The following is a 20704-nucleotide window of genomic DNA, read 5'->3' as shown; positions in this document are numbered from 1 at the left end:
CGCCCTAGGGCGTATAAAACGGTGTGTGCATCAAACTCGGGCACTGCTTTCGCTGCTGTAGATGCCCTGACCCCAAAGCTAGTTTTCATTATGCCTCATTGCGCTGGCCTTCGCCGTGCTCAAATTGCCGCCTGACGCAGGGCCTGCACCGTGGCGGTCACCCCGGCCACCACGCGCTCGATCTCGGCGGCGGTGGTAAAGCGGCCCAGCCCAAAGCGCAGCGAGGCGTAGGCCAGGGCGTCGTCTCGGCCCAGGGCCTTGAGCACGTGGGAGGGGGCGGTGCTGGCGGTGCTACAGGCGGCCCCCGACGACAGCGCCACCGTTCCCCGCAGCCCCAGCAGCAGCGCCTGCCCATCGACCCCCGCAAAACTGACGTTGAGGTTGTTGGGCAACCGCTGGGTAGGGTGGCCGTTGAGGTGCAGACCGCCTAGGGGTTCTAGCCCCTGCCAGAGCTGCTGCCGCAGGGCAATCAGGCGATCGCGCTCGGCCTCCAGCTCCTCCAGCCCCAGCTCCACCGCCCTGGCAAAGCCGACAATCTGCGGCGGGTACAGCGTGCCCGAGCGCAGCCCTCGCTCGTGGCCGCCGCCGTGGAGCTGAGCCGCCAGGGGCACGCGGGGTCGCCGCCGCACGTAGAGCGCGCCAGTGCCCTTGGGGCCGTAGATCTTGTGGGCCGTCAGCGACACCAGATCGAGCTGCATGGCCTCTACATCGAGGGGAATTTTGCCGATCGCCTGGGCCGCATCGCTGTGAAAGAACACCCTGCGATCGCGGCAGCGCGCCCCAATCTCGGCCAGCGGTTGCAGTACGCCAATCTCGTTGTTGGCCGCCATCACCGACACCAGCACCGTGTCGTCGCGAAAGGCTTTGTCCAACGTGTCGAGATCGATCAGACCGTTGGGCTGCACCGGCAGGTAGGTAACCTCAAAGCCCAGCGATTCTAAGTATCGGCAGGGGTCGAGCACGGCGCTGTGCTCGGTCTGCACCGTAATCAGGTGGCGGCCCCGACTAAAGCAGGCCTCGGCGATGCCCTTGATCGCCAGGTTGTTGGCCTCAGTCGCGCCACTGGTAAAGACAATCTCTTCGGGGCTGGCGTTGAGGGCAGCGGCAATGGTCTGGCGCGATCGCGTCACCGCCGCCTCGGCCTCCCAGCCGTAGGCGTGGGTGAGGCTGGCCGGGTTGCCAAACTGCTCGGTAAAAAATGGCAGCATTGCCTCCAGCACCCGCGGGTCAACCGGGGTAGTGGCGTGGCTGTCTAAATAAATTGGGCGATGTACCATGGCCCCATGAATACTCCCAGTCACCTGATTCTCAACCTGGCCGTGCTGCGTCGCCCCGTTTCTCCGGCGATGACCTGGCCAATTTTAATCGGCGCGCTAATTCCCGACGCGGCGCTGTTTGTATTCTACGCCTGGGCCCGGTGGCAGGGCCTGCCCGAGCAAACGATCTGGAGCACGGCCTACTACAGCCAGCCCTGGCAGGATATTTTTGCCGTTGGCAACTCGATGCCGCTGGGGCTGGGGGCGATCGCGCTGGGCTACTCCCTCAAGCGGCACTGGCTGGGGTTCGTGGGAGCCAGCATGGTGCTGCACCACCTGGCCGATCTGCCCCTGCACCACGACGACGCCCATCGCCACTTCTGGCCCCTTAGCTCCGTGCGTTTTATCAGCCCCGTGTCCTACTGGGATGTTGACCACTTCGGGCGGCTGGGCGCAACCCTGGAACTGGTGCTGGTGCTGGTGGCCACCGCCTACCTGCTGCCCCGGCTCGGCTCTAGGGTCAGTCAAGGCATTCTAGGCACAGCGGTAGTGCTGCTGGTGTTGGGATATCTGCTGTTGGTCAGGCCCCTGGGCTGACGGCCTAACGCCTTCGCTGGGAGCCCGTCGGTTTTCCCTGGCGGTCAGGGTCGCCGCTGAAACACCTGGTACTGGTTGCGCCCGGCATCTTTGGCGGCGTAGAGCGCCTGGTCTGCCGCCGCCAAAATGCTCTCTGCTGGGTTACCAGGGGTCGGCACTAGCGTGGCAATGCCAAAGCTGAGGGTGATCGTCGGACTGCTGGGGCTAGCGCCGTGGGGCAAAGCCAGAATTTGCAGGTGGTGACGCACCATCTGCACTACGCGAATGGCCCCGGCACTGTCGGTGTCGGGCAGCACCAGGGCAAATTCTTCGCCGCCGTAGCGGGCTGCCAGATCGGCCGGGCGACGAACGCCGTGGCTAATGGCGCTGGCAATATCGATCAGGCACTGGTCGCCTGCGGCGTGGCCGTAGGTGTCGTTGTAGGGTTTGAAAAAATCGACATCGGCCAGCACCACGCTGAGGGGTTTGCGCTCCCGAGCCAGCCGCTGCCACTCCTGGTTCAGGTATTCGTCGAGCCAGCGGCGGTTGGCGAGCTGGGTGAGGCTATCGACCTTGGCAATGCGATCGAGCTCCTGGTTAGCGGCCTGCAGCTGCCGGTATAGCTCGGCCTGGTGCAGCGCGGTGGTGAGCTGGTCGGCAAAGTGCTGCAGCATGTTGGCCTCAAAGGGCTGCCACTGGCGATTTTCGCCGCAGGCATGCACCACCAAAATGCCCCACACCGGATGGCGATCGCCCCCAAAGGGATGGGTAATGGGGGCAATCATGGCCGACTTGACCATAATGCTGTTGAGAAAGGCCATAATTTCGGACGACCAAATGGCCGTATCTACATCGTTGACAATGTAGGGCTGGCCAGTGCGCAGTCTTTCCAGGTAGTCAGGCGACAGCGGCCCCGGCGGAATCATGGCGTCGGTAACGGTGATGTAGCTGGGGTGGGTGGCCTGCTGGGCAATGCGCCGGTTGCCGTCGGCCAGAATTTCAAAAATCACCGCGCGGTCAGCGTTAAATACGGTCTTAATGCCGGCTACCGCAGCACTCAAAATAGTTTCAAAGTCGAGGGATTCGCGCATGCGGGCGGTTAGCATCCGCAGCAGTTGCTCTTGCCCCACCCGGCGGCTCAGGGTGGCCTCGGTAGCTCTCAGGTGGGCCTGTAGCTCTCGGTGCTCGGTGCAGTCTTCGGCCCAGCCCACCATGTAGCGAGGCTGCCCCTGATCGTCTTCGACCACCCGCACGTGGGCCTCAATCCAGCGCACCCTGCCGCTGGGGCGCACAATGCGGTACTCTCGCCGCACCGAATTGCCTTCAAACTGGCGTCCTACCGAGGCTAGCACCTGAGGCAAATCGTCGGGATGAATCTGGCGCAGCCAGAGACTGGGATCGTCGTACAGACCAGCGAGGGGCTGCTCCCAAATTCGTTCAAAGGCGGCGTTGACGTACAAAAACTGCCCCGACACCGCATCGCGAATAAACAGAAGCTGATCGACGTGGTCGGTAAACAGCTGAAACAGCTGCTCGGTCTGCTCCAGGGCCGGGCGGGTTTGGTGCTGCCGGGCCAGCTGTCGCTCCAGCTCGTTCTGGTAAATGGTCTGGCCGACCTGTCGAGCCACGTGTCTGAGCAACTCGTGGCTCGATTGATGCCAGTTGCAGGGGCTGCCGCAGCAATGCACAATCAGCAGCGCCCACAGCTGTGAACCGGCCAAGATCGGCACCGCCAGCTTGGCCTGCACCTGCAGACGGGTGAGCAAATCGGCGTAGCAGGGTTCGAGATCGTCGTGCTGCACATCGGTGACGACGCCAACGTGGCCCTGGCGGTAGCGATCGCCCCAGCCGTTCTCAAAACAGGGATCGTAGATCAGCTGCCCCCGCAGGGGTAACCAGTCTGCCCCGACCGACTCGGCGGCAACGATGCCATCTTGGTCGGGCAAAAACTGGTAGACCAAGACCCGGTCGGTGTCGAGCAGCGGCCGCAGTGTGTCTACCACCTGCTGTAGAAACAGGTCTAGATCGTAGGCCAAAGCAGCTGCATCACAGACAGCGGCTACTGTCGATAAGATTGTGGCTTCGCTGATAGCCGGTTGGGGTGGAAGGTGGTGCGTCATTCTTGAGACACAGCGAGAGGTAAATGATCAACACCCAGATACCTGATGGGCCTGCTGCTATTGAGGGCAGTACCAGAGGCTAGCGAGCCGCGCAGCAAACCCGTCTCTCTAGACTTGTCTCTAGATTTTGGCGGAATCCCAGTATATAGCTGCTACGCCCAACGCCTTGGCCTCAAGCCCTGGCCAAGGTTGACTCACGCTAGCTCATAAGATTGACCACGAGTGCCCCCTTAGTTTGCCTTACCCTACCCCAAAAACTGAGGCAACCTGAGGCTCAATTTGCCAATAATCAGAATATTTAGCTCTAAATTAGCGCTTAATGCCTTAAAAAGCTTGAGTAGGGCTACTGAGCTCTCAAATTACGCTGTCGTTGTGGCCGGCTGAAATCGATCCAGCCCGCTAGAACCCGTAACGCCCCTTAAGCTAGTCCAATGCTTTGACCCCGGCTGCGGGCAGGCGGGCAACCGCACGGTCTATTCTCTTGCAGTGGTTTAGATTCGACGGTATTCAGAGTAACCCTACCGCCCTGCTGCCCGACGGGAAAATGTTGCAGAATGTAAAGAGATGAACCGTCAGGTATTAGCCATGACCACCGTTGCGATCGCCCCTCAGTCTGCGGGTTCTGCCGTCCCTCTGGCCGCTGGTGGCCCCGACCCGGCCCGGTTTGACTGGGCCGAGGCCTGGTACCCCGTCGCCTATCTCGACGATCTAGATCCGGCTACCCCCACCCGGTTTACGCTGCTGGAGCGGGGCATTGTGATCTGGTGGGATGCTAATGGTCAGAGCTGGCGAGTGTTTGAAGACAGGTGCCCCCACCGCCTCGCCCCCCTGTCGGAGGGGCGCATCAACGAGGCTGGCGAGCTAGAGTGCCCTTACCACGGCTGGGCCTTTGCGGGCGACGGCACCTGCACTCACATTCCCCAGCAGCAAATCAACGGCCAGGGTAACCAGTCGGCGCGAGCCTGTGCGGGGTCAATGCCGACCGCGATCGCCCAGGGCCTGCTCTTTGTCTACCCCGGCCAGGCCGAAAACGCGCCCCAGGTGGAGGTGCCCATCGTTGGCCCCGTCGATGAAGAGCCCGACGGCTGGGTGGTGCTCAACACCTTTCGCGATCTGCCCTACGACGCCCTCACCCTGCTCGAAAACGTGCTGGACGCCAGCCACATTCCCTACACCCACCACAAAACCGTGGGCAAGCGTGAAAATGCCGCCCCGATGGAAATGGACGTGGTGGAGTCGGGTAAGCAAGGGTTTCGCGGGCTGTGGCCCGAAGGCCCCCGCAAGGGCAAGCTGGGCACCCAGCACACGACCTTTATTGCTCCGGCGCTGATGTACCACGACCTCACCTCCCAGCAGTTTGGCCGCACCCTGACCGTGGTCTAAGTCTTACGGACAAAACAGCCCGTGAAACTTTTACTTCAGTCAAAGCACAGCCAATATTCCAAACCATATTCAGCCGCACCATTGGGCTGAATGGATCCATGGCAGCGGTGTTGATCCATTGCTGACAGCCGCCAACATTTCAAGTATTGAGGGCGAAGAGGTCTACGAGGTCCTCATTGGTGATTACTTAGATGGGCTTGGTGGCCATTCAGCCCAGTACTGTACGTCCAAGGTGCGACAAGCGCTTGATTCTTACAAATGCGTGGCAGAAGGAGGCTGGCTTGTTCAGGGCGTGGACCCGCTAGATGATTGTAATCCAATGGCCTGGGTTCGGTTTAAGCCCGATCATCCCCGTAAGGATTACAAGAAACCAGACAAAATAGTTAAGTATGAATCACCACGAGGAGGTGCAAATCGAGCGACTTTCTTCAAGGTTCCTTGGAGAATTGGTTTCAAAGTAGCTAAAAGAGCAGGACTGCAAAAAGAGTACGGCAAACGTTTTGATGCTTTCTGCCAAAAGCGCTCTAGTAAAGCTTTTGACTCTGATAGTGAGGAATTCAAGAGGGATGATCTTGAAACACTCGACGGCGAATTTTGGCTTTGGGTTAGGGATAATCCTCAAGTAATTGTTTGTCTCACAGAGGGGGAAAAGAAAGCAGGGGCACTGTTGTCGCTGGGATTCGCTGCAATAGGTATTCCAGGCATTCGTAGCGGATATCGCACCAAAGACCGCTTGGGTAAGCCTATCAATTCATTGTTGATCCCTGAGATTGAACTTTTCGCCATACAAGATAGGACGTTCCATATTGTTTTCGACCAAGAAGTTGAGCCCCAAAAACAATATGGAGTTCAAGGTGCCATTCTCAAGCTAGGGTACCTACTGAAAAAAGGATTCGTAGAAGTCAGAGTAGTTGAATGGCTCTCGGAGTTTGGCAAAGGAATTGATGACCTTCTTGTATCTCAGGGTCAAGAAGGCGTTGTTAGCGCGATCAATCAATCATGGGAATTCCTAGAATTTCAAGCCAAATTAGCTCTTGACCATCAACTAACCCGCATGCCAGATATTGTAGTAAATATGCCTACCCTTGAGCATATTGCTCCAGAAAGCATTCCAGACGAAGGAATCATAGCAATTTCCAGCGCCATGGGAACTGGCAAGACAAAAACGATCAACAATCTCTTGAAAGATGAAGATACGACTCTACTCGCAGGACATAGGATTGCACTCATGCGCAATCTTTGCGAGCGACTGAATCTTGTTTACCGAGGTGACTTAGATTGGGCTAATAGTAATGCGATCAAAAATGGAGAAGCTTTTTACTCTCTCAAAGTAGGCACCTGTGTTGACAGTCTTCTTCATCCGCTATTTAATCCTCAGAATTTTGAAGAAGGAAATTTAGTAATTGATGAAGCTTGTCAGGTAATAAGGCACCTTCTGACAAGTAATACTTGTAGCCGAGACGGAATGCGAGGGCCACTCCTTAAAAGGCTAGAAGCTCTTGTCAAAGTAGCTAAAAGAGTAATTATTGCTGACGCTGATTTGTCAAATGACATTATCAAATATTTTGAAAGATTAAGAGGGGAAGGCTCAAAGGCTTTCCTTTTAAGAAACAACTATAAGCCTGCAGGATGGGAAGTTGAATTCGTTCAATGCCCCAACGCGTCGGTGATAACAGCAAGAATTTTGCAAGATGCAGTACAGGGCAAGAAACTGTTTATAGCCACAGATAGCTTGAAGAGTTCCAAGAGAATCAAGAAATTGATTGACAACCTTGAATGCATGGGCAAGCGAGTTTTGATCATTAATTCAGAGACCAGCGGTGGAGATATAGAGCAGGAATTTATCCAGAAGCCAGATGAGAATTTGGTCTCATTCGATATCGTAATTACTACTCCTAGTATGGCTACAGGAGTATCGATTGAAAGCAATCACTTTGATAAGGTTTTTGGGGTTTTCTACGGGGCCAGTTCTACTGATGCCGATATGTTGCAAGCACTTTCCAGAGTTCGCAATACTGTTCCTCGAACTATTTGGTGTAAGAGTAGAGGACAGGCATTTAGCCCCATCGGCAAGGAGACAAGTCCAAGAATTTTAAAGAAAAAACTGCATGAGCAGACAACTGCGACTGCAATAATATTGCAGCATCAGCTTACAACTGCTGCCAAAGAAAAAATAACAGACTACCCATGGGAAAACCCCAATATAGACCTATGGTGCCGACTTGAAGCAAGTCGTAATAGTTCGATGCTGAATTTACGCGCGGCTCTCAAAGTTCGTCTATTGAGCCTAAGGCATCAAGTTAGAGTACTCGATGTTGAGAGCGATTCAGAAACACAGAAAATTTTGAGGCAAGCCACTCAGAATCTGAATGCCGAACAGGCACATGCGATAGCAAACTCTATCAATCTAACCGATGCTGAAGCTGCTAGACTAGCTGAATCTGAAAATTTGCAGCCAGAAGAAAGATTAGCTTTGGAGAAGTGGAAAATTGCCCATTTCTATGCTGTCCCCTTTGAGAAGGTAACCGCCGATTTTGTTTTAGCCGATGATGGTGGAATAAGACGGTTAGAACTAAGCCGTTTGGAAGCTCTGCTAGATGAGGACGTGGCTAATGATAGGGATCTTAAGATATTGAATCAGCAAGCTAAAAGTGATGGGATGCTAACTCCTTGGGATTTCTCAGTGGAAAGCCTCAAACGCTTTTGTCGGGAACAACTTGGATTGACAAATTTCATATCCCCAGGCACGAAGTGGTGTTTGGAAGATTTGAAAGACTTCAAGGAAAAAGCCCTCCGCTACCGCAAGGTGGTTAAGCACCAGCTGGGTATACAACTGCGAGAAGATATGAGCGCGACCGCAATGCTGGGGATGCTCTTACGCCAATTGGGGCTTAAGACCCAGTCTAAGCAAGTCCGTAAGGATGGTAGAGTGACCCGATATTATCAACTGGATGTCGAGGTTATGCGAGAGTCTTTGGCTATCCTACAGCGAAGACGTCAGCGTCGTGAGGAAGAACAGGGCCTGTCACATACCCCCCTTGTTAGTAATAAATTATGGGGGGTGTGTGACAGGCTAGAAACCAAGCAAGACAGCACATTTCAGTCTATTATCTCTGATCAAAAAAACACTGGCAGCAAAGTACTCGCTCCAATCCCCAATAGTCATGATAGGGTTCAAAGCTCAACGCTTACGATTTCTCTTCCCCTAACCCAAACAACGATACCCAAGTCCTTATAAATCAGATTCCTATCTTGCTCACTCATGCCATCCCAAAATGTGGGTTGGGCTAGCATCTGGATAACTTCATTATTGCGCTCATTATTTTGATGCCGTGCATCAATCTGGTTACGCATGTGGGCTAATTCTGTTTCAAGTTTCCAGATATCTTGCTCAAGGCCATCTCCACCATTTTCTTTGTGAAACTGCTTTTTCTTTTGAATCTGCTGTTCCAACTTTAAAATCTCTGGATCCGGTCTATCTCCTTTAGGAGGTAAGATAGCCTCTGCGATTTCATCGGCTCTAAGACAAATCGCAGTAATAATTGCCTGCTCTACTCTATCAGCCCTAACAGTACCGCTATGAGGGCATTTTTTGGGAAATTTCCCCTTACACCTTCCATACCTGAACTCCTTCTGATTCGACCAGTTGATACCGACTTCGCATGACTTACAATGGACAATTCCCGAAACAGCATAGAGCGGCTGATTATTTCCACAATGAGCCTTGTTATTTTTTTTGCGTTGAATGATGGACTTTTCAATCTCAGGAGTAACTAAAGCTTTGTGAGTGTTATATACCCACTTCTCACAAGTACCGTCTTTCTCAGTGATGATGTATCTTTGATGCCCGCTAATTTTTGGAGAATCAAGCCAGCGACTGATGCTAGCCCGATCCCTTTTGATTCCGTGGGTTTTCAAGAGCCAGGAAGAAATTCTATGGAGCCCTTCCCCTTGCAAGTACCTATTTACAATTTCTTTTGCAATATTCCATGTATTTGGATCTGGCTCTAATTGACGCTTATCGTCACTTAATTGGTATCCGAAAGGAGGCTTTCCTAGAGGTAGTCCCTGGTCTCGAGCTTCAGCTTTCTGACGTTTAACCTTCTTAATTGTGAGGTTACGTTGAAACTCTGCGGCTGCCCCTAGAATATGAGTTGTTAATCGTCCCTCTGGCTCATGAATTTCGATTTTCCCTGCTAAATCATGGAATTCTATTCCGTGATCGTATAAATGCTGAAGAACAATCATTTGTTCTTCAAGGTTTCTCCAAAGCCGCTCTCTTTCGCTTACAACAATACAAACTGACTGAGATTTGGCTGCCTTCATAGCATAGGCAATCATATCTTGGAACTCAGAGCGATCGCTATCACCGCTTGAAGCTCTTTCCTTCCAGACCTTATGGCAGCCGTAAGCTTCGAGCCTAGCCACCTGATTGGGTATCGAAGTGGCTTGAGAAAGATGTTTGGTCGAAACTCTCGCATATCCAAGAATTAGCATAGAGCCTGCTATTGGGTGCGTATGACTTTTATTGACGTTAGAGTCACTCCTAATAGCAGGTACAAGATCGGCTTGAAGGGATAGATTGCTGTTCATTGACCTCCCTCCTTCTGTGCCTGAAGTTCTGTTAGGCGACGGTATATGACCTCTTTGGCAAGAGAGGAGAGCTTTAGCGTCTTTTTCGTACGATGGAATGCAAACTCCACCAGTGGGGCAGCGGCAGGCGGCCCTTTCCGGGAAATGTTAGAATGTGTCATGAGGAAATTTAGAAAACTACATTGAGAGCCGTTAGCGGCTCTTTTTTGTTGATCGTCTAGTTAGTTCTGGCAATGAAACTACTCTGACTGTTGAGCTATTTGTTTGAAATGCAGATCTAGCCAGAGATTCAGGCCTTCTCGTATAGCGCTGCTAAAGGTTCCGTCTTTACCCAAAACGATCTCAACTTTGTCGATCAAGTAAACGGGCAGTCTCACTGTTTTAGTCTTCTGAGCCATAGGTGGTCTTCCTAAAAACAACAAAGGAGCCGATCCCTCTGGCGCTGCCTCTCTGAAGGCGAGCGCATCTAGGGCCGGGCTCCTTGTTTAGGTTGACCGAGCGTATTTGACTATGGGGTCGGATTGAACTGTTGTCATAGTAATACAAGTGTCTTGCTTTGGGCAAAAATATTTGCCCGAATGTAAAGTCTTGAGTAATGGCATCGTCAGCATAGGGAAGCCCCCTTAACGACAAAAATGCCGTACTTCAGAAACTTTACTTATACAAAGGCCAGGAAATCCGAGACGTAGCCCTTCATTGGGTTGACTTGCCAAAGTTAATGACACTATTTCCCGTCGATGTGATGCGAGAGTGCTGATTCTGCACTCTCAGCCGTAGGAATTTAAAAGCGTATTTACTCTAAACCTTGCTTCTGCGCATCAATGCCCTCGATCTCCCAGGGTTGAGGCACCTTACCCTGCTCCATCGTTTCTCGGACGGCACGCTCAACCAAGAAAGCCGCTAGAGTAGACGGCTTATTGTTCTCGATTTGGGCCCAGTGTTCGAGTACCTGGGCGATGCCGTCTGGCAGGGTGATGTTATAACGCTTGCTCACAAGTTCAGGCACTGATTACACGCTCCTATCTTACGCCTTGAGCACTTAGGCAAACCTTTAGAGACAGCTGCTGATCCTTGCACCCGAGTCAATGTGCTTTTTAAGTATCTGACTAGTGCCTAAATAAGCACTAAAATGCTACCATCTTGTTGTAGATCGTTGCAAGTAACCATGAAAGCTTTTTCAATTGAGTAGACAATATTCAGAAAAACGCATTGAAGCAGCTTTCTCAAATTCACAAGAGGACTCCAACCAGGCAGAGCTAGCCAAGCTGTGGCATGCGGCTCCCCAGTTTCAGCAGCAGGCGATGGAGCAGTTTAGGCAACTACTCTCGGATGCGGCCTTGGCGATGGTGTTGGATTTGAAGAATTAAAGCCCAGATGCAGCCCAGAGATTGATGAAACATTTGCCCTCTGCCGACCCTACCCCTCAGGAAATTATTGCGGCACGGACGGCGGCGTTGACGGAATCAAGGTGGGAGGTGGGAACAGGGACAGCCCCTAATCTAGATGTGAGAAAGGACTAGACCCGACGGGTCAAGGAAGGACTGGGTACAATAGAGCCATTCCGGCAGTTACGACGGGAGAATCTGGACAAATAAGAATGCTGTATTGGTTGCTCGGGGCTTCTGCAAGGAAGCCGCAGGTAACAAGGGAGGGATTAGGTCGCAAGCTCTAGTCCCTCTTGTTTTGTGTTGCTTTAGAGTTGATTGACAACATTCCAGTCTAGTAGTTGACTGACTTGGTCAAGATGGTGGGCAATCTATTGCAGTGCCCTGGTTACACTCCCAGATCTCTAAAGCCGCCTCATGAAAGCCACCGAAGTCAACCTGCTCAAGTTCCTCAAACAGCCCAATCAGTTCGTTATCCCCATCTATCAACGAACCTACAGCTGGACGCTGAAGCAATGTCAGCAACTCTGGACTGACATCATCCGGGTGGCACAGGACGAGGACGTCTCTGGGCATTTCGTGGGCTCTATTGTCTATATCGAGGCAGGGCTTTATCAGGTAGCCTCGGTGCCCCAGTTACTGGTGATTGATGGCCAGCAGCGGCTCACGACAATTTCGTTGCTGCTATCGGCCTTAGGTAAAGCGATCGGTGCTTCGGCAGAAGAAGACTTAGAGATTACCCGGCGCAAGCTTGAAAACTATTTCCTTTTCAACAATGAGGAGGAGGGAGATGATCGCTACAAGCTCTCGCTGACTCAGGGCGATCGCGAAACGTTTATTCGACTGATAGAGGAACGGGAGTTGCCCAAGGAAGCCTCAAAGCGCGTTCTTGAGAACTACCAGTACTTTGAGAGCCAGATTCGCAGAGGTGGTGTAGACCTGAACACTCTGTACCAGGGGCTCGGAAAGCTGATTATCGTCAATATCTCCCTTGATCGCGATCGCGACAACCCCCAGCTGATTTTTGAGAGCCTCAATTCCACAGGACTGGATCTCTCTCAGGCAGACCTGATTCGCAATTACGTGCTAATGGGGCTGCCTACACGGGAGCAAGAGGAGGTCTACAACCGCTACTGGTACCCCATGGAGGAGACTTTTGGTGGGGCGGAGCAATCAGGTCAGTTTGACCGCTTTATGCGGGACTATTTGACGCTGAAATCTCGAGTCGGAACAATCCCAAACATTCGGGATGTCTACAACAGCTTCAAAGCTTACATAGACAAGCAGAGTGGGGTACCCGTAGCCGACATCATGGCAGACGTCTATCGTTACTCCAAGTACTACGCCAGACTGGCTTTAGGTCAGGAATCTGACCCAGACATCAACCGAGCGCTACAGGATATCAATACCCTGCGGGTGGAGGTGTCTTACCCGTTTCTGCTAGAGGTGTACGAAGACTATTCCCAAAATACTCTCTCCAAGGAGGAGTTCATTCAGGTACTCAGGCTGGTGGAGAGCTATGTATTCCGGCGGGTCATTTGTGGTATCCCCACCAACTCCATGAACAAGACCTTTGCCAACTTAGGGCGAGAGATCGACCGGGAGCACTATCTTGAAAGCATCAAGCTGGCTTTTGTCCGGAAGGACAGCTATAAGCGCTTCCCTTCTGATCAAGAGTTTCGCCAGGAGTTTGTGGTCAAGGACATCTATAACTTCCGCAGCCGTTCCTACCTGCTACGGAAATTGGAGAACCACCAGCGGCCGAAGGAGTTGGCCGACCCCGAAAATTACACCATCGAGCATATTCTGCCCCAGAATCCTCGGCTGTCTGAAGCGTGGCGGTCGGACCTGGGAGAGCAGTGGAAGGAAGTCCAGGCCAAGTACCTTCATACCATTGGTAACCTGACTCTGACCGGCTACAACCCGGAATATAGCGATCGCCCCTTCCAGGAAAAGCGAGATATGGCCTGTGGATTCAAGGTCAGTCCTCTGTTTCTGAACCAGGGGCTGGGGCAGATCGAAAAATGGGATGAAACTGAAATTAAAGATAGAGCAGCCAAGCTGGCGGAGTGGGCCGTACAGATTTGGACCTATCCTGATGTGGAAGTGGCAACACAAGAGCCGGACGTCGCCGATATTTTGGCGCAAATCTTTCCTCGCGAAGAAGACCTACAGGCGGCTAAGCAATATATTCAGGAAGTGGTCGATCAGATTGGCTACGACAAGATAGAGCACATCCTAGCAATTACTGGGCGTAGCGATAACGACGCCCTTTCCGTCACCCTAGGGCAGTGGTTGGTGCTGCGTTTTCGCCGAAAGGCTGGGGGAATGGAGGCACTATTTGCCCTAGATATTGAAGAGAACCAGACGTGTGAGGGCATCGTCATTGAGAAGCGGGAAGCCTTTTCGCAGCGCTGGTCGGGCGATAAGACCATTTACCTGGCGACAATTAGTTGGAATAGCCAGGTTCAACTACCACAGGATTTTCTGGAAGCATGGCTATCGGCCATTCGCTATGCCTACCAGGTGTTTAAGGGCTGGAATTCAAGCAGCTACATGAACTATCATCAGCCAGCTCTAGCCCAGGAGTTGGTAGCTGAGACAGAACGCAGCCGTCATGCAGAGTACCTGCAAGGGGAAATGGGTGAGCTATTTGAGGCTCTAAGGAAGCGTATTTTGAATTTGGACCCCTCGGTGCGAGAGGAGTTCAAGAAGCTCTACATTGCCTACAAGACCTCAACCAACTTTGTGGATGTTGTGCCCCAACGCAGTAGGCTACGGTTGAGCCTAAACATGAAGTTCGATGAGATCAATGATCCTAAGGGACTATGCCGGGATGTGACTGACCTAGGCCGTTGGGGCAATGGTGATGTTGAAATTGGTTTCGATTCAATGGCTCAGCTAAATGATGTGATGGCCCTGATTCAGCAGGCGTTTGAAAAACACAGTGATTTAGTAGAAGCAGCATAAGATTCCTGGAACTTAGAGGACGCACTTATGAAAAGGTTCCAGAAACGGCGTGTCGAGGAAACGATTCCTCTAAATGACTTTGGATTTAATCTGGTTCACAACGGGATATATTGCTTGTTCTGCGAGGATGACAAAACCTATGTAGGGCAGAGCAAGTGTATCGAGATCCGGTATCAGGAGCATGGGATCAAACGCCCCACTAAAGCATTTATTCTTGAGCATATCGACCCATATAGCATCCTTTACAGAAACGTTATTTCATCTGACAAGGTAATGGATACCTGTGAGGCCTTATGGATAGCTATTTTGGAGCCAGATCTAAATATTCAACTTCCCAAATTGAAGATCGACAGCTATGGAAAAATTTCTGGTTACTGTGTTACTCCAGGAAAGTCGTATGAAAAGCCAAGTCAGAATAAAATGCGTCAGATTGCGGCTGCTTTAGGCTGGTCTTTGGAAAAACAGGATAAGTGGATGGGACAGCTTTGTCTTGGATAAATGGCTGTCGGCAGCTCCGCATAAGCTGTTTGCCAAATGCTATAGAGATTGGGGCATCGCCCGAAAGCCAAAAACAATCACGATTTCAAGGCTGATAGCGCCTCAGTGCTTAGAATAAGTAGCTACGCAAACCTTGGAACGACACCTGCTCCATGCAATCGACCCAACCGACGACTCAGCATCAAGACCTGATTGGATTTATCTGGAGTATCGCCGACAAGCTGCGAGGGCCTTACCGTCCGCCCCAGTACCGGCGGGTTATGCTGCCGCTAATTGTGCTGCGCCGTCTGGACTGTGTCCTGGAACCAACCAAAGACGCCGTTTTGAGGGAAAAAGAGCGGCTAGAGGCTAAGGGCTTCGAAGGGCAAGCTCTGGAGAAAGCCCTGTCAAAGGTGGCTATTGGGGAAGATCGATCGCAACCTCTCTACAACACTAGCAAGTGGACCTTCCAGAAACTGCTGGGGGATACCGAAGGCATCGCCAGCAACCTGGTCAACTACATCAATGGCTTTTCGCCCCGCGCCCGCGACATCTTCGAGAAGTTCGAGTTTGAGAACGAAATCCAAAAGCTGGATGAGAACAACCGGCTATTTCTGATCATCAAAGAGTTTTGTAAGCCCGAGATTGACCTCTCCCCAGGACGGCTCTCTAGCTTGGCCATGGGCTATGTGTTTGAGGAGCTGGTGCGGAAGTTCAATGAACAGGCCAACGAAGAGGCTGGGGACCACTTCACCCCACGTGAGGTGATTCGTCTGATGGTGAACCTGATGTTCTGTGACGAAGAAGATGTCTTTAAACCGGGCATCTACAAAAGCATCTATGACCCTACCGCCGGGACGGGGGGCATGCTTTCGGTGTCGGAAGAGCACATCAAGCGGCAGAACCCCGACGCCAACCTGGAGCTGTTTGGCCAGGAGTACAACCCCGAATCCTACGCTATCTGCTGCTCTGACCTGCTGATTAAGGATGAGCCCATTAACAACCTGGTCTTCGGTGACACCTTGGGGGTGAAGGGGGCTAGGAACCGGGCCAACAACTTTGTGCCCCACGATGGCCACGCCGATAAGCAGTTTCACTACATGCTGGCGAACCCACCCTTTGGGGTGGAGTGGAAGCCTGAGGAAGACTTTGTTAAAGAGGAAGCTGAGGAGCAGGGCTTTAACGGTCGCTTTGGGGCCGGTTTACCCCGGATCAACGACGGTTCCTTGCTGTTTTTGCAGCACATGAGCTCCAAAATGCGCCCAGCCCCAGACGAGGGGGGCGACGGTTCCAAAATTGCCATTGTCTTCAACGGATCGCCCCTGTTTACGGGGGATGCCGGCAGCGGGGAGAGCAACATTCGCCGCTGGATCATCGAGAACGACTGGCTGGCAGCGGTGGTGGCCCTGCCCGACCAAATGTTTTACAACACCGGTATCTACACCTACATTTGGCTGGTAACCAACAAAAAGCCCGAGCACCGTAAGGGCAAAGTGCAGCTCATCGACGGCTCGCGTCACGTTCAGAAGATGAAAAAAAGCCTGGGCAACAAACGCAATGAGCTATCCGAAGACGATATTGCCGAGTTGGTGCGCCTCTACAGCGAGTTTGGGCACGAGGCTACTAGCCAGGTCAAGGTGGAAAACAAGCTCGAAACCCGCATCTGCTCCAAGATTTTTGACAATCGGGAGTTTGGCTTTCTCAAAATGACCGTGGAGCGGCCCCTGCGGCTAAACTTCCAAGCCAGCCCAGAGCGAATAGAGCGACTCTGGCAACAGCGGGCCTTTCAAAACCTAGCCACTACCAAAAAGCGCAAAGATGATAAGGCTGCCAAGGCAGACATTAAAGCGGGGGAAGCCCTGCAACAGTCTATTCTGACGGTGCTAGGGTTGCTGGAAGGCAACACCCTCTATACCGCGCGCCCCGCCTTTCTCAAGGTGCTGACGGGGGCACTGAAGGCGGCAAACCTGAAACTACCCGCCCCAGTGCAAAAGGCGATTTTGGCGGCGCTGAGTGAAGCCGACCCCGCCGCAGAGGTGTGCTGCGACAGAAACGGCAACCCCGAACCCAACAGTGACCTGCGCGATACTGAGATTGTGCCCTTGCCGAAGGATATTGCTCTACCGCTACCCCTGGGCTATGACGGTGAGACTGGTCACGATGACCTACTCGCGCTAGTACGCGACCACTGCGAGGCCTACCTGAAGGCTGAGGTGTTGCCCCATGTGCCCGATGCCTGGATCGACCATAGCAAAACCAAGGTGGGCTACGAAATACCGCTGAATCGGCATTTCTATGTGTATCAGCCGCCGCGCCCCCTGCACGAGATTGAGGCCGATATCAAAACCTTAGAAGCGGATATCGTGAAGATGCTGGGGGCGATCGTCTGATGAATGAAGTATTTACGGGAGGCAAACGATGGCCAAAGACTTAACGACATCGCCCTTAGACCGGCAAAACATCTTAAACAACCGCTACGCCCTAGAGACACTGGAGGAGCACCTGGGACTAGGGGGCACCTACTATGAGGAGGAGCTGCTGTTTACCAAGCAGCAGCTGGTAGAACTGTTTGGGGTCAGCGAGAGCACCATTGAGAAGTACCTAGCGAGCCATAGCGACGAGCTTAGCACCAATGGCTACAGGGTGCTGCGGGGGGCAAAGCTACGAGAATTCAAGGGTTTGATGGATGTCTCCGTAATTGATTACGGTAACAAATCGCCTGCCCTAGGGGTCTTCACCTTCCGGGCAACGCTGAATATGGCGATGGTGCTGGTGGAGAGCGATCGCGCCCGCGCCATTCGCTCTCGCATTTTAGATATCGTCATCGATGTGATGGCGGAGCGAACTGGGGGGCATACCAAGTACATCAACCAGCGCGATGGTAACTATTTACCTGCTGCCTACCAGGAGTTCAATTACCGCAAGGCGTTTACCGATGCCCTCGACAACTATTTGGAAATGGGCAAGGTTAAGTACGGTATTTACACCAATAAGGTGTATCAGCTGGTGTTTTGCGAAAATGCCCAAGAATACAAGCAAATTTTGAGCCTCAGCAAAAAAGATAGTGCCCGCGACACCATGTATGCCGAGGTGCTTAAAGCGATTGCCAGTGTTGAAAATGGCATAGCAGCCCAGATGCAGGCTCAGTCTGAACAATTAGGCCGCAAGCTAAAACTGGCGGAGGTGGATGCGCTATTTAATGCAGCAGAGACTAACCCGTTTCTTAAGCCCATCATTGAAGATGCTCGGGTCAAAATGGCCAGCCGCGACTTGGGTTTTAGAGATGCGCTGCACCAAAAGCTAGAGGCCTACATTCAGAGCGTGCCCGAGAGCGATTTTGAGAAGTTTTTGGGCGAGGCCAGTCGGTCTTTAGAACAGCAGCTATCCGATCCAGAGATTTTGGCGGTGTTTAAGCGCCTGAAGGATCGCTAGGGCATGACTGAGCAGTTCTTTTATTTTGATATTGACTATGCGCTTAAAGAACACGACTGGATTATTGAAAATTCGGGTGGGCTGCCTGGGGTCAATAATCTTGGTCTGCTAGAAAGCGCTCTACAGCATGTGCAAAATGACCTCTACTACCCTGAGCTGCATCACAAACTCACTCATCTCGTGTTTGCCGTGAACAAATTTCACGCTTTCACCGATGGCAACAAACGATCGAGCATTGTGCTGGGGGCTTACTTGCTAGAGCTAAATGGCTATGATTTTTTGATTAAAAAGTTTGTGCTAGAGATGGAAAATGTTGCGGTGTGGTTAGCGGAAGGGAAAATCGATAAAGATTTGCTGGGGGAGCTGGTTGAGTCGATGCTTTTTGAAGAAGACTACAGCGAAGTTTTGAAGTTAAAGTTGGCTTTGGCGGTGATGGAGTAGTAGCGCTGACCAATCTAGGAATTGGAATATTGGTTATTTGGTGGGCAGTGCCCACCCTACAAAGGGAGCGATGTAATGGGCGGATATTTGGCGTACTCAGAATATAAGGAGTCTGGGGTTGAATGGCTGGGGAGGATTCCGGCGCATTGGGAAGTCCAACGAATTAAGTTCTTATGCCAAGAGATAGTTGCTGGCCCCTTTGGTTCATCCTTAACTAAGGATATGTATGCCCCCTCAGGTTACAAAATCTATGGCCAAGAACAAGTTATAGCTAATGACTTCACTATTGGCGATTACTATGTGGCGAGTGAAAAATATAGCGAAATGGAGCGCTATACAGTTCTTCCAGGAGACCTTTTGGTCAGTTGTGTTGGCACTTTTGGCAAGGTCGCTGTAGTTCCTAAAAATGCTGAAAAAGGGATTATAAATCCACGACTGATTAAACTGAGGCCTGACCACAGCAGCGTTCTTTCAAAATATTTCGGCATCCTACTCTCGAGTAGTATATCATTTTTTCAATTTGATAGACTGAGCAGAGGCGGTACTATGGGAGTAGTTAATATTGGAATTCTTTCTGAACTCATTGCTCCCCTTCCTTCCTTAAAAGAACAGCACCAAATCGCAACTTTCCTCGACTACAAGACAGCACAGATCGATGCGTTGATTGCCAAAAAAGAGGCGCTGCTGGGAAAGCTAGCGGAAAAGCGCACGGCTCTCATTAGCCAAGCCGTGACCAAAGGGCTAGATCTCACCGTCCCCATGAAAGACTCCGGCATCGACTGGCTCGGTGAAATACCCGCACATTGGGATACTCCACCTTTATATGCCCGATATTCAATCGAGCTTGGAAAAATGTTGCACGAGGGGCGCATCACAGGTGACTACCTCGTGCCATATTTAAGGAATGTTGATGTCCAATGGGATGTTATCAATTTGCATGACCTGCCAGAAATGGATATTCGCTCTCATGAATACGTACGCTACTTGATTCGGTCAGGAGACCTTCTCATCTGTGAAGGAGGCGAAGTTGGTAGAACTGCAATCGTTCCTGAAACAGAAGACTTATTAGCCTTTCAAAAGGCACTACACCGTTTAAGGGCTCTGTCTGTAGAAGAATCACCCCGATTTCTCTTCTATACAATGTTTTGGGCAGCTAGTCTAGGAGTGTTTTTGGCTGGAGGAAATCCAAATACAATTCCACACCTGACAGGGGAAAAACTGAGGCTTTACCGCTTTCCAAAACCTCCATTGTCTGAACAAGAAGCCATTTCGAGATTTTTAGATCGAGAGATAGAGGCTCTTGAAGAACAAAATACTCAAATCTTTCAGGCTATCGCAAAACTCCGAGAATACCGAACTGCCCTTATCACCAACGCCGTCACCGGCAAAATCGACGTGCGCGATCTCAAACTACCCGCCCCCATCCCAGCAGAGGCCAACCGATGACCACCACACAGGCTGGTCGTGGCCCCAACCCGATATTCAACATTCCCCAGGCATCTGAGCTACTCCAGCGATGAAGTCATGAGCTGCAAAGACGCTGTATGTAGCATCTGTGGCATATATCTCGCCGATTCTAGTAAGCTATAAGCAATACCCAGGCAGGGAACCCATCATGACAAATTGGAATATTCTGATTGAACCTTCTACCGATGGGCAAACCACCGCAACTGTTCTTGAATTGCCCTCGTTTCAGGTAAAAGCCAGCGATCGAGTTACAGCCCTCAAAGAGATTCAACGGCTTCTAGCAAAGCGCCTCGCTGGTGCAGAGATCGTTTCCCTGTCCATGCCAGCACCAGTCAGCGAAAACCCCTGGCTTAAGTATGGCGGCATGTTTAAGGGCGATGCTGACTTTGAGGCAATCACACAAGACTTACAGCAAGACCGTCAGGAAATCACCTCAATGACAAAGCTATCAATGATAGAAGTGATAGAAACGCCGACGTAATTAGTCACCGCAACAAAGCTGACCTACTGGGAATGGGGCAAAAGTTTGTAGCATAAGGGGCATGACGATACAGCCACGTCCAGAGCCAAACCTGCCGGAGATCGACCCTGAAGAGCAAGGGGC

Annotated in this window: 14 protein-coding genes and 1 pseudogene; 10 read left to right on the top strand and 5 right to left on the bottom strand. The window is 51.9% G+C overall.

Annotation, left to right across the window (positions count from 1 at the left end):
- Nucleotides 1-119: 119 nt before the first annotated feature.
- Entirely contained in the window at nucleotides 120-1277 is a 1158-nt protein-coding gene (locus ACQ4N7_RS24365) for a cysteine desulfurase family protein (RefSeq protein ID WP_430714045.1), read from the bottom strand.
- Nucleotides 1278-1283: 6 nt separating this feature from the next.
- Here ACQ4N7_RS24365 and ACQ4N7_RS24360 point away from each other — a divergent pair, with 6 nt between their 5' ends.
- Nucleotides 1284-1853, top strand: coding sequence for a hypothetical protein (locus ACQ4N7_RS24360; RefSeq protein WP_430714044.1), 570 nt, complete (start codon nucleotides 1284-1286; stop codon nucleotides 1851-1853).
- A 44-nt stretch (nucleotides 1854-1897) separates the two neighbouring features.
- Here ACQ4N7_RS24360 and ACQ4N7_RS24355 read toward each other — a convergent pair whose 3' ends face one another.
- Nucleotides 1898-3868: a diguanylate cyclase domain-containing protein gene (locus ACQ4N7_RS24355; protein WP_430714043.1), complete on the bottom strand. Its 1971-nt coding sequence runs from the start codon at nucleotides 3866-3868 to the stop codon at nucleotides 1898-1900.
- A gap of 669 nt (nucleotides 3869-4537) precedes the next feature.
- On the opposite strand from ACQ4N7_RS24355, the pseudogene ACQ4N7_RS24350 reads away from it, so the two are divergent.
- Nucleotides 4538-5332: pseudogene (locus ACQ4N7_RS24350) on the top strand (Rieske 2Fe-2S domain-containing protein); the annotation flags it as partial.
- Between the two features lie 121 nt (nucleotides 5333-5453).
- On the top strand, nucleotides 5454-8573 hold the full coding sequence (locus tag ACQ4N7_RS24345; protein WP_430714042.1) for a plasmid replication protein, CyRepA1 family: 3120 nt from the start codon (nucleotides 5454-5456) through the stop codon (nucleotides 8571-8573).
- Here the strand turns inward: ACQ4N7_RS24345 and ACQ4N7_RS24340 are convergent.
- The 3 genes from ACQ4N7_RS24340 to ACQ4N7_RS24330 form a co-directional block, all read right to left on the bottom strand.
- A complete protein-coding gene (locus ACQ4N7_RS24340) occupies nucleotides 8510-9928 on the bottom strand; it encodes a recombinase family protein (protein ID WP_430714041.1) in 1419 nt (472 codons plus the stop codon). The genes ACQ4N7_RS24345 and ACQ4N7_RS24340 overlap by 64 nt on opposite strands.
- A 239-nt stretch (nucleotides 9929-10167) precedes the next feature.
- Nucleotides 10168-10326: a hypothetical protein gene (locus tag ACQ4N7_RS24335; protein ID WP_430714040.1), complete on the bottom strand. Its 159-nt coding sequence runs from the start codon at nucleotides 10324-10326 to the stop codon at nucleotides 10168-10170.
- A 395-nt stretch (nucleotides 10327-10721) separates the two neighbouring features.
- A complete protein-coding gene (locus ACQ4N7_RS24330) occupies nucleotides 10722-10922 on the bottom strand; it encodes a ribbon-helix-helix domain-containing protein (RefSeq protein WP_430714039.1) in 201 nt (66 codons plus the stop codon).
- Between the two features lie 808 nt (nucleotides 10923-11730).
- Here ACQ4N7_RS24330 and ACQ4N7_RS24325 point away from each other — a divergent pair.
- The 7 genes from ACQ4N7_RS24325 (at nucleotide 11731) to ACQ4N7_RS24295 (ending at nucleotide 20581) form a co-directional block, all read left to right on the top strand.
- A complete protein-coding gene (locus tag ACQ4N7_RS24325; protein WP_430714038.1) occupies nucleotides 11731-14283 on the top strand; it encodes a GmrSD restriction endonuclease domain-containing protein in 2553 nt (850 codons plus the stop codon).
- Between the two features lie 27 nt (nucleotides 14284-14310).
- Entirely contained in the window at nucleotides 14311-14781 is a 471-nt protein-coding gene (locus tag ACQ4N7_RS24320) for a GIY-YIG nuclease family protein (RefSeq protein ID WP_430714037.1), read from the top strand.
- A 152-nt stretch (nucleotides 14782-14933) separates the two neighbouring features.
- Nucleotides 14934-17150: a type I restriction-modification system subunit M gene (locus ACQ4N7_RS24315; protein WP_430714036.1), complete on the top strand. Its 2217-nt coding sequence runs from the start codon at nucleotides 14934-14936 to the stop codon at nucleotides 17148-17150.
- A gap of 28 nt (nucleotides 17151-17178) precedes the next feature.
- Nucleotides 17179-18192: a DNA-binding protein gene (locus ACQ4N7_RS24310; RefSeq protein WP_430714035.1), complete on the top strand. Its 1014-nt coding sequence runs from the start codon at nucleotides 17179-17181 to the stop codon at nucleotides 18190-18192.
- A 3-nt stretch (nucleotides 18193-18195) separates the two neighbouring features.
- Nucleotides 18196-18633 (top strand): type II toxin-antitoxin system death-on-curing family toxin, encoded by a 438-nt coding sequence (locus tag ACQ4N7_RS24305; RefSeq protein ID WP_430714034.1) that lies wholly within the window; start codon nucleotides 18196-18198, stop codon nucleotides 18631-18633.
- Nucleotides 18634-18708: 75 nt separating this feature from the next.
- On the top strand, nucleotides 18709-20079 hold the full coding sequence (locus ACQ4N7_RS24300) for a restriction endonuclease subunit S (protein ID WP_430714033.1): 1371 nt from the start codon (nucleotides 18709-18711) through the stop codon (nucleotides 20077-20079).
- A gap of 169 nt (nucleotides 20080-20248) precedes the next feature.
- Nucleotides 20249-20581 carry a hypothetical protein gene (locus tag ACQ4N7_RS24295; protein ID WP_430714032.1) on the top strand — a complete coding sequence of 111 codons (333 nt, stop codon included), beginning with the start codon at nucleotides 20249-20251 and terminating at the stop codon, nucleotides 20579-20581.
- The last annotated feature ends 123 nt before the right edge of the window (nucleotides 20582-20704 follow it).

The organism is Nodosilinea sp. AN01ver1, from assembly GCF_050565655.1.
Lineage (GTDB): Bacteria > Cyanobacteriota > Cyanobacteriia > Phormidesmidales > Phormidesmidaceae > Nodosilinea.
Note: the sequence above shows the minus strand (reverse complement) of the source record. Positions and strands in the feature narration are given on the sequence as shown.

Excerpts from the sequence above, each read along its gene's own strand:
- ACQ4N7_RS24335 (WP_430714040.1), bottom strand. The coding sequence starts at position 10,326 with ATGGCTCAGAAGACTAAAACAGTGAGACTGCCCGTTTACTTGATCGAC.
- ACQ4N7_RS24315 (WP_430714036.1), top strand. The coding sequence starts at position 14,934 with ATGCAATCGACCCAACCGACGACTCAGCATCAAGACCTGATTGGATTT.
- ACQ4N7_RS24365 (WP_430714045.1), bottom strand. The coding sequence starts at position 1,277 with ATGGTACATCGCCCAATTTATTTAGACAGCCACGCCACTACCCCGGTT.
- ACQ4N7_RS24320 (WP_430714037.1), top strand. The coding sequence starts at position 14,311 with ATGAAAAGGTTCCAGAAACGGCGTGTCGAGGAAACGATTCCTCTAAAT.
- ACQ4N7_RS24325 (WP_430714038.1), top strand. The coding sequence starts at position 11,731 with ATGAAAGCCACCGAAGTCAACCTGCTCAAGTTCCTCAAACAGCCCAAT.
- ACQ4N7_RS24305 (WP_430714034.1), top strand. The coding sequence starts at position 18,196 with ATGACTGAGCAGTTCTTTTATTTTGATATTGACTATGCGCTTAAAGAA.
- ACQ4N7_RS24300 (WP_430714033.1), top strand. The coding sequence starts at position 18,709 with ATGGGCGGATATTTGGCGTACTCAGAATATAAGGAGTCTGGGGTTGAA.
- ACQ4N7_RS24340 (WP_430714041.1), bottom strand. The coding sequence starts at position 9,928 with ATGAACAGCAATCTATCCCTTCAAGCCGATCTTGTACCTGCTATTAGG.
- ACQ4N7_RS24360 (WP_430714044.1), top strand. The coding sequence starts at position 1,284 with ATGAATACTCCCAGTCACCTGATTCTCAACCTGGCCGTGCTGCGTCGC.
- ACQ4N7_RS24295 (WP_430714032.1), top strand. The coding sequence starts at position 20,249 with ATGACAAATTGGAATATTCTGATTGAACCTTCTACCGATGGGCAAACC.
- ACQ4N7_RS24310 (WP_430714035.1), top strand. The coding sequence starts at position 17,179 with ATGGCCAAAGACTTAACGACATCGCCCTTAGACCGGCAAAACATCTTA.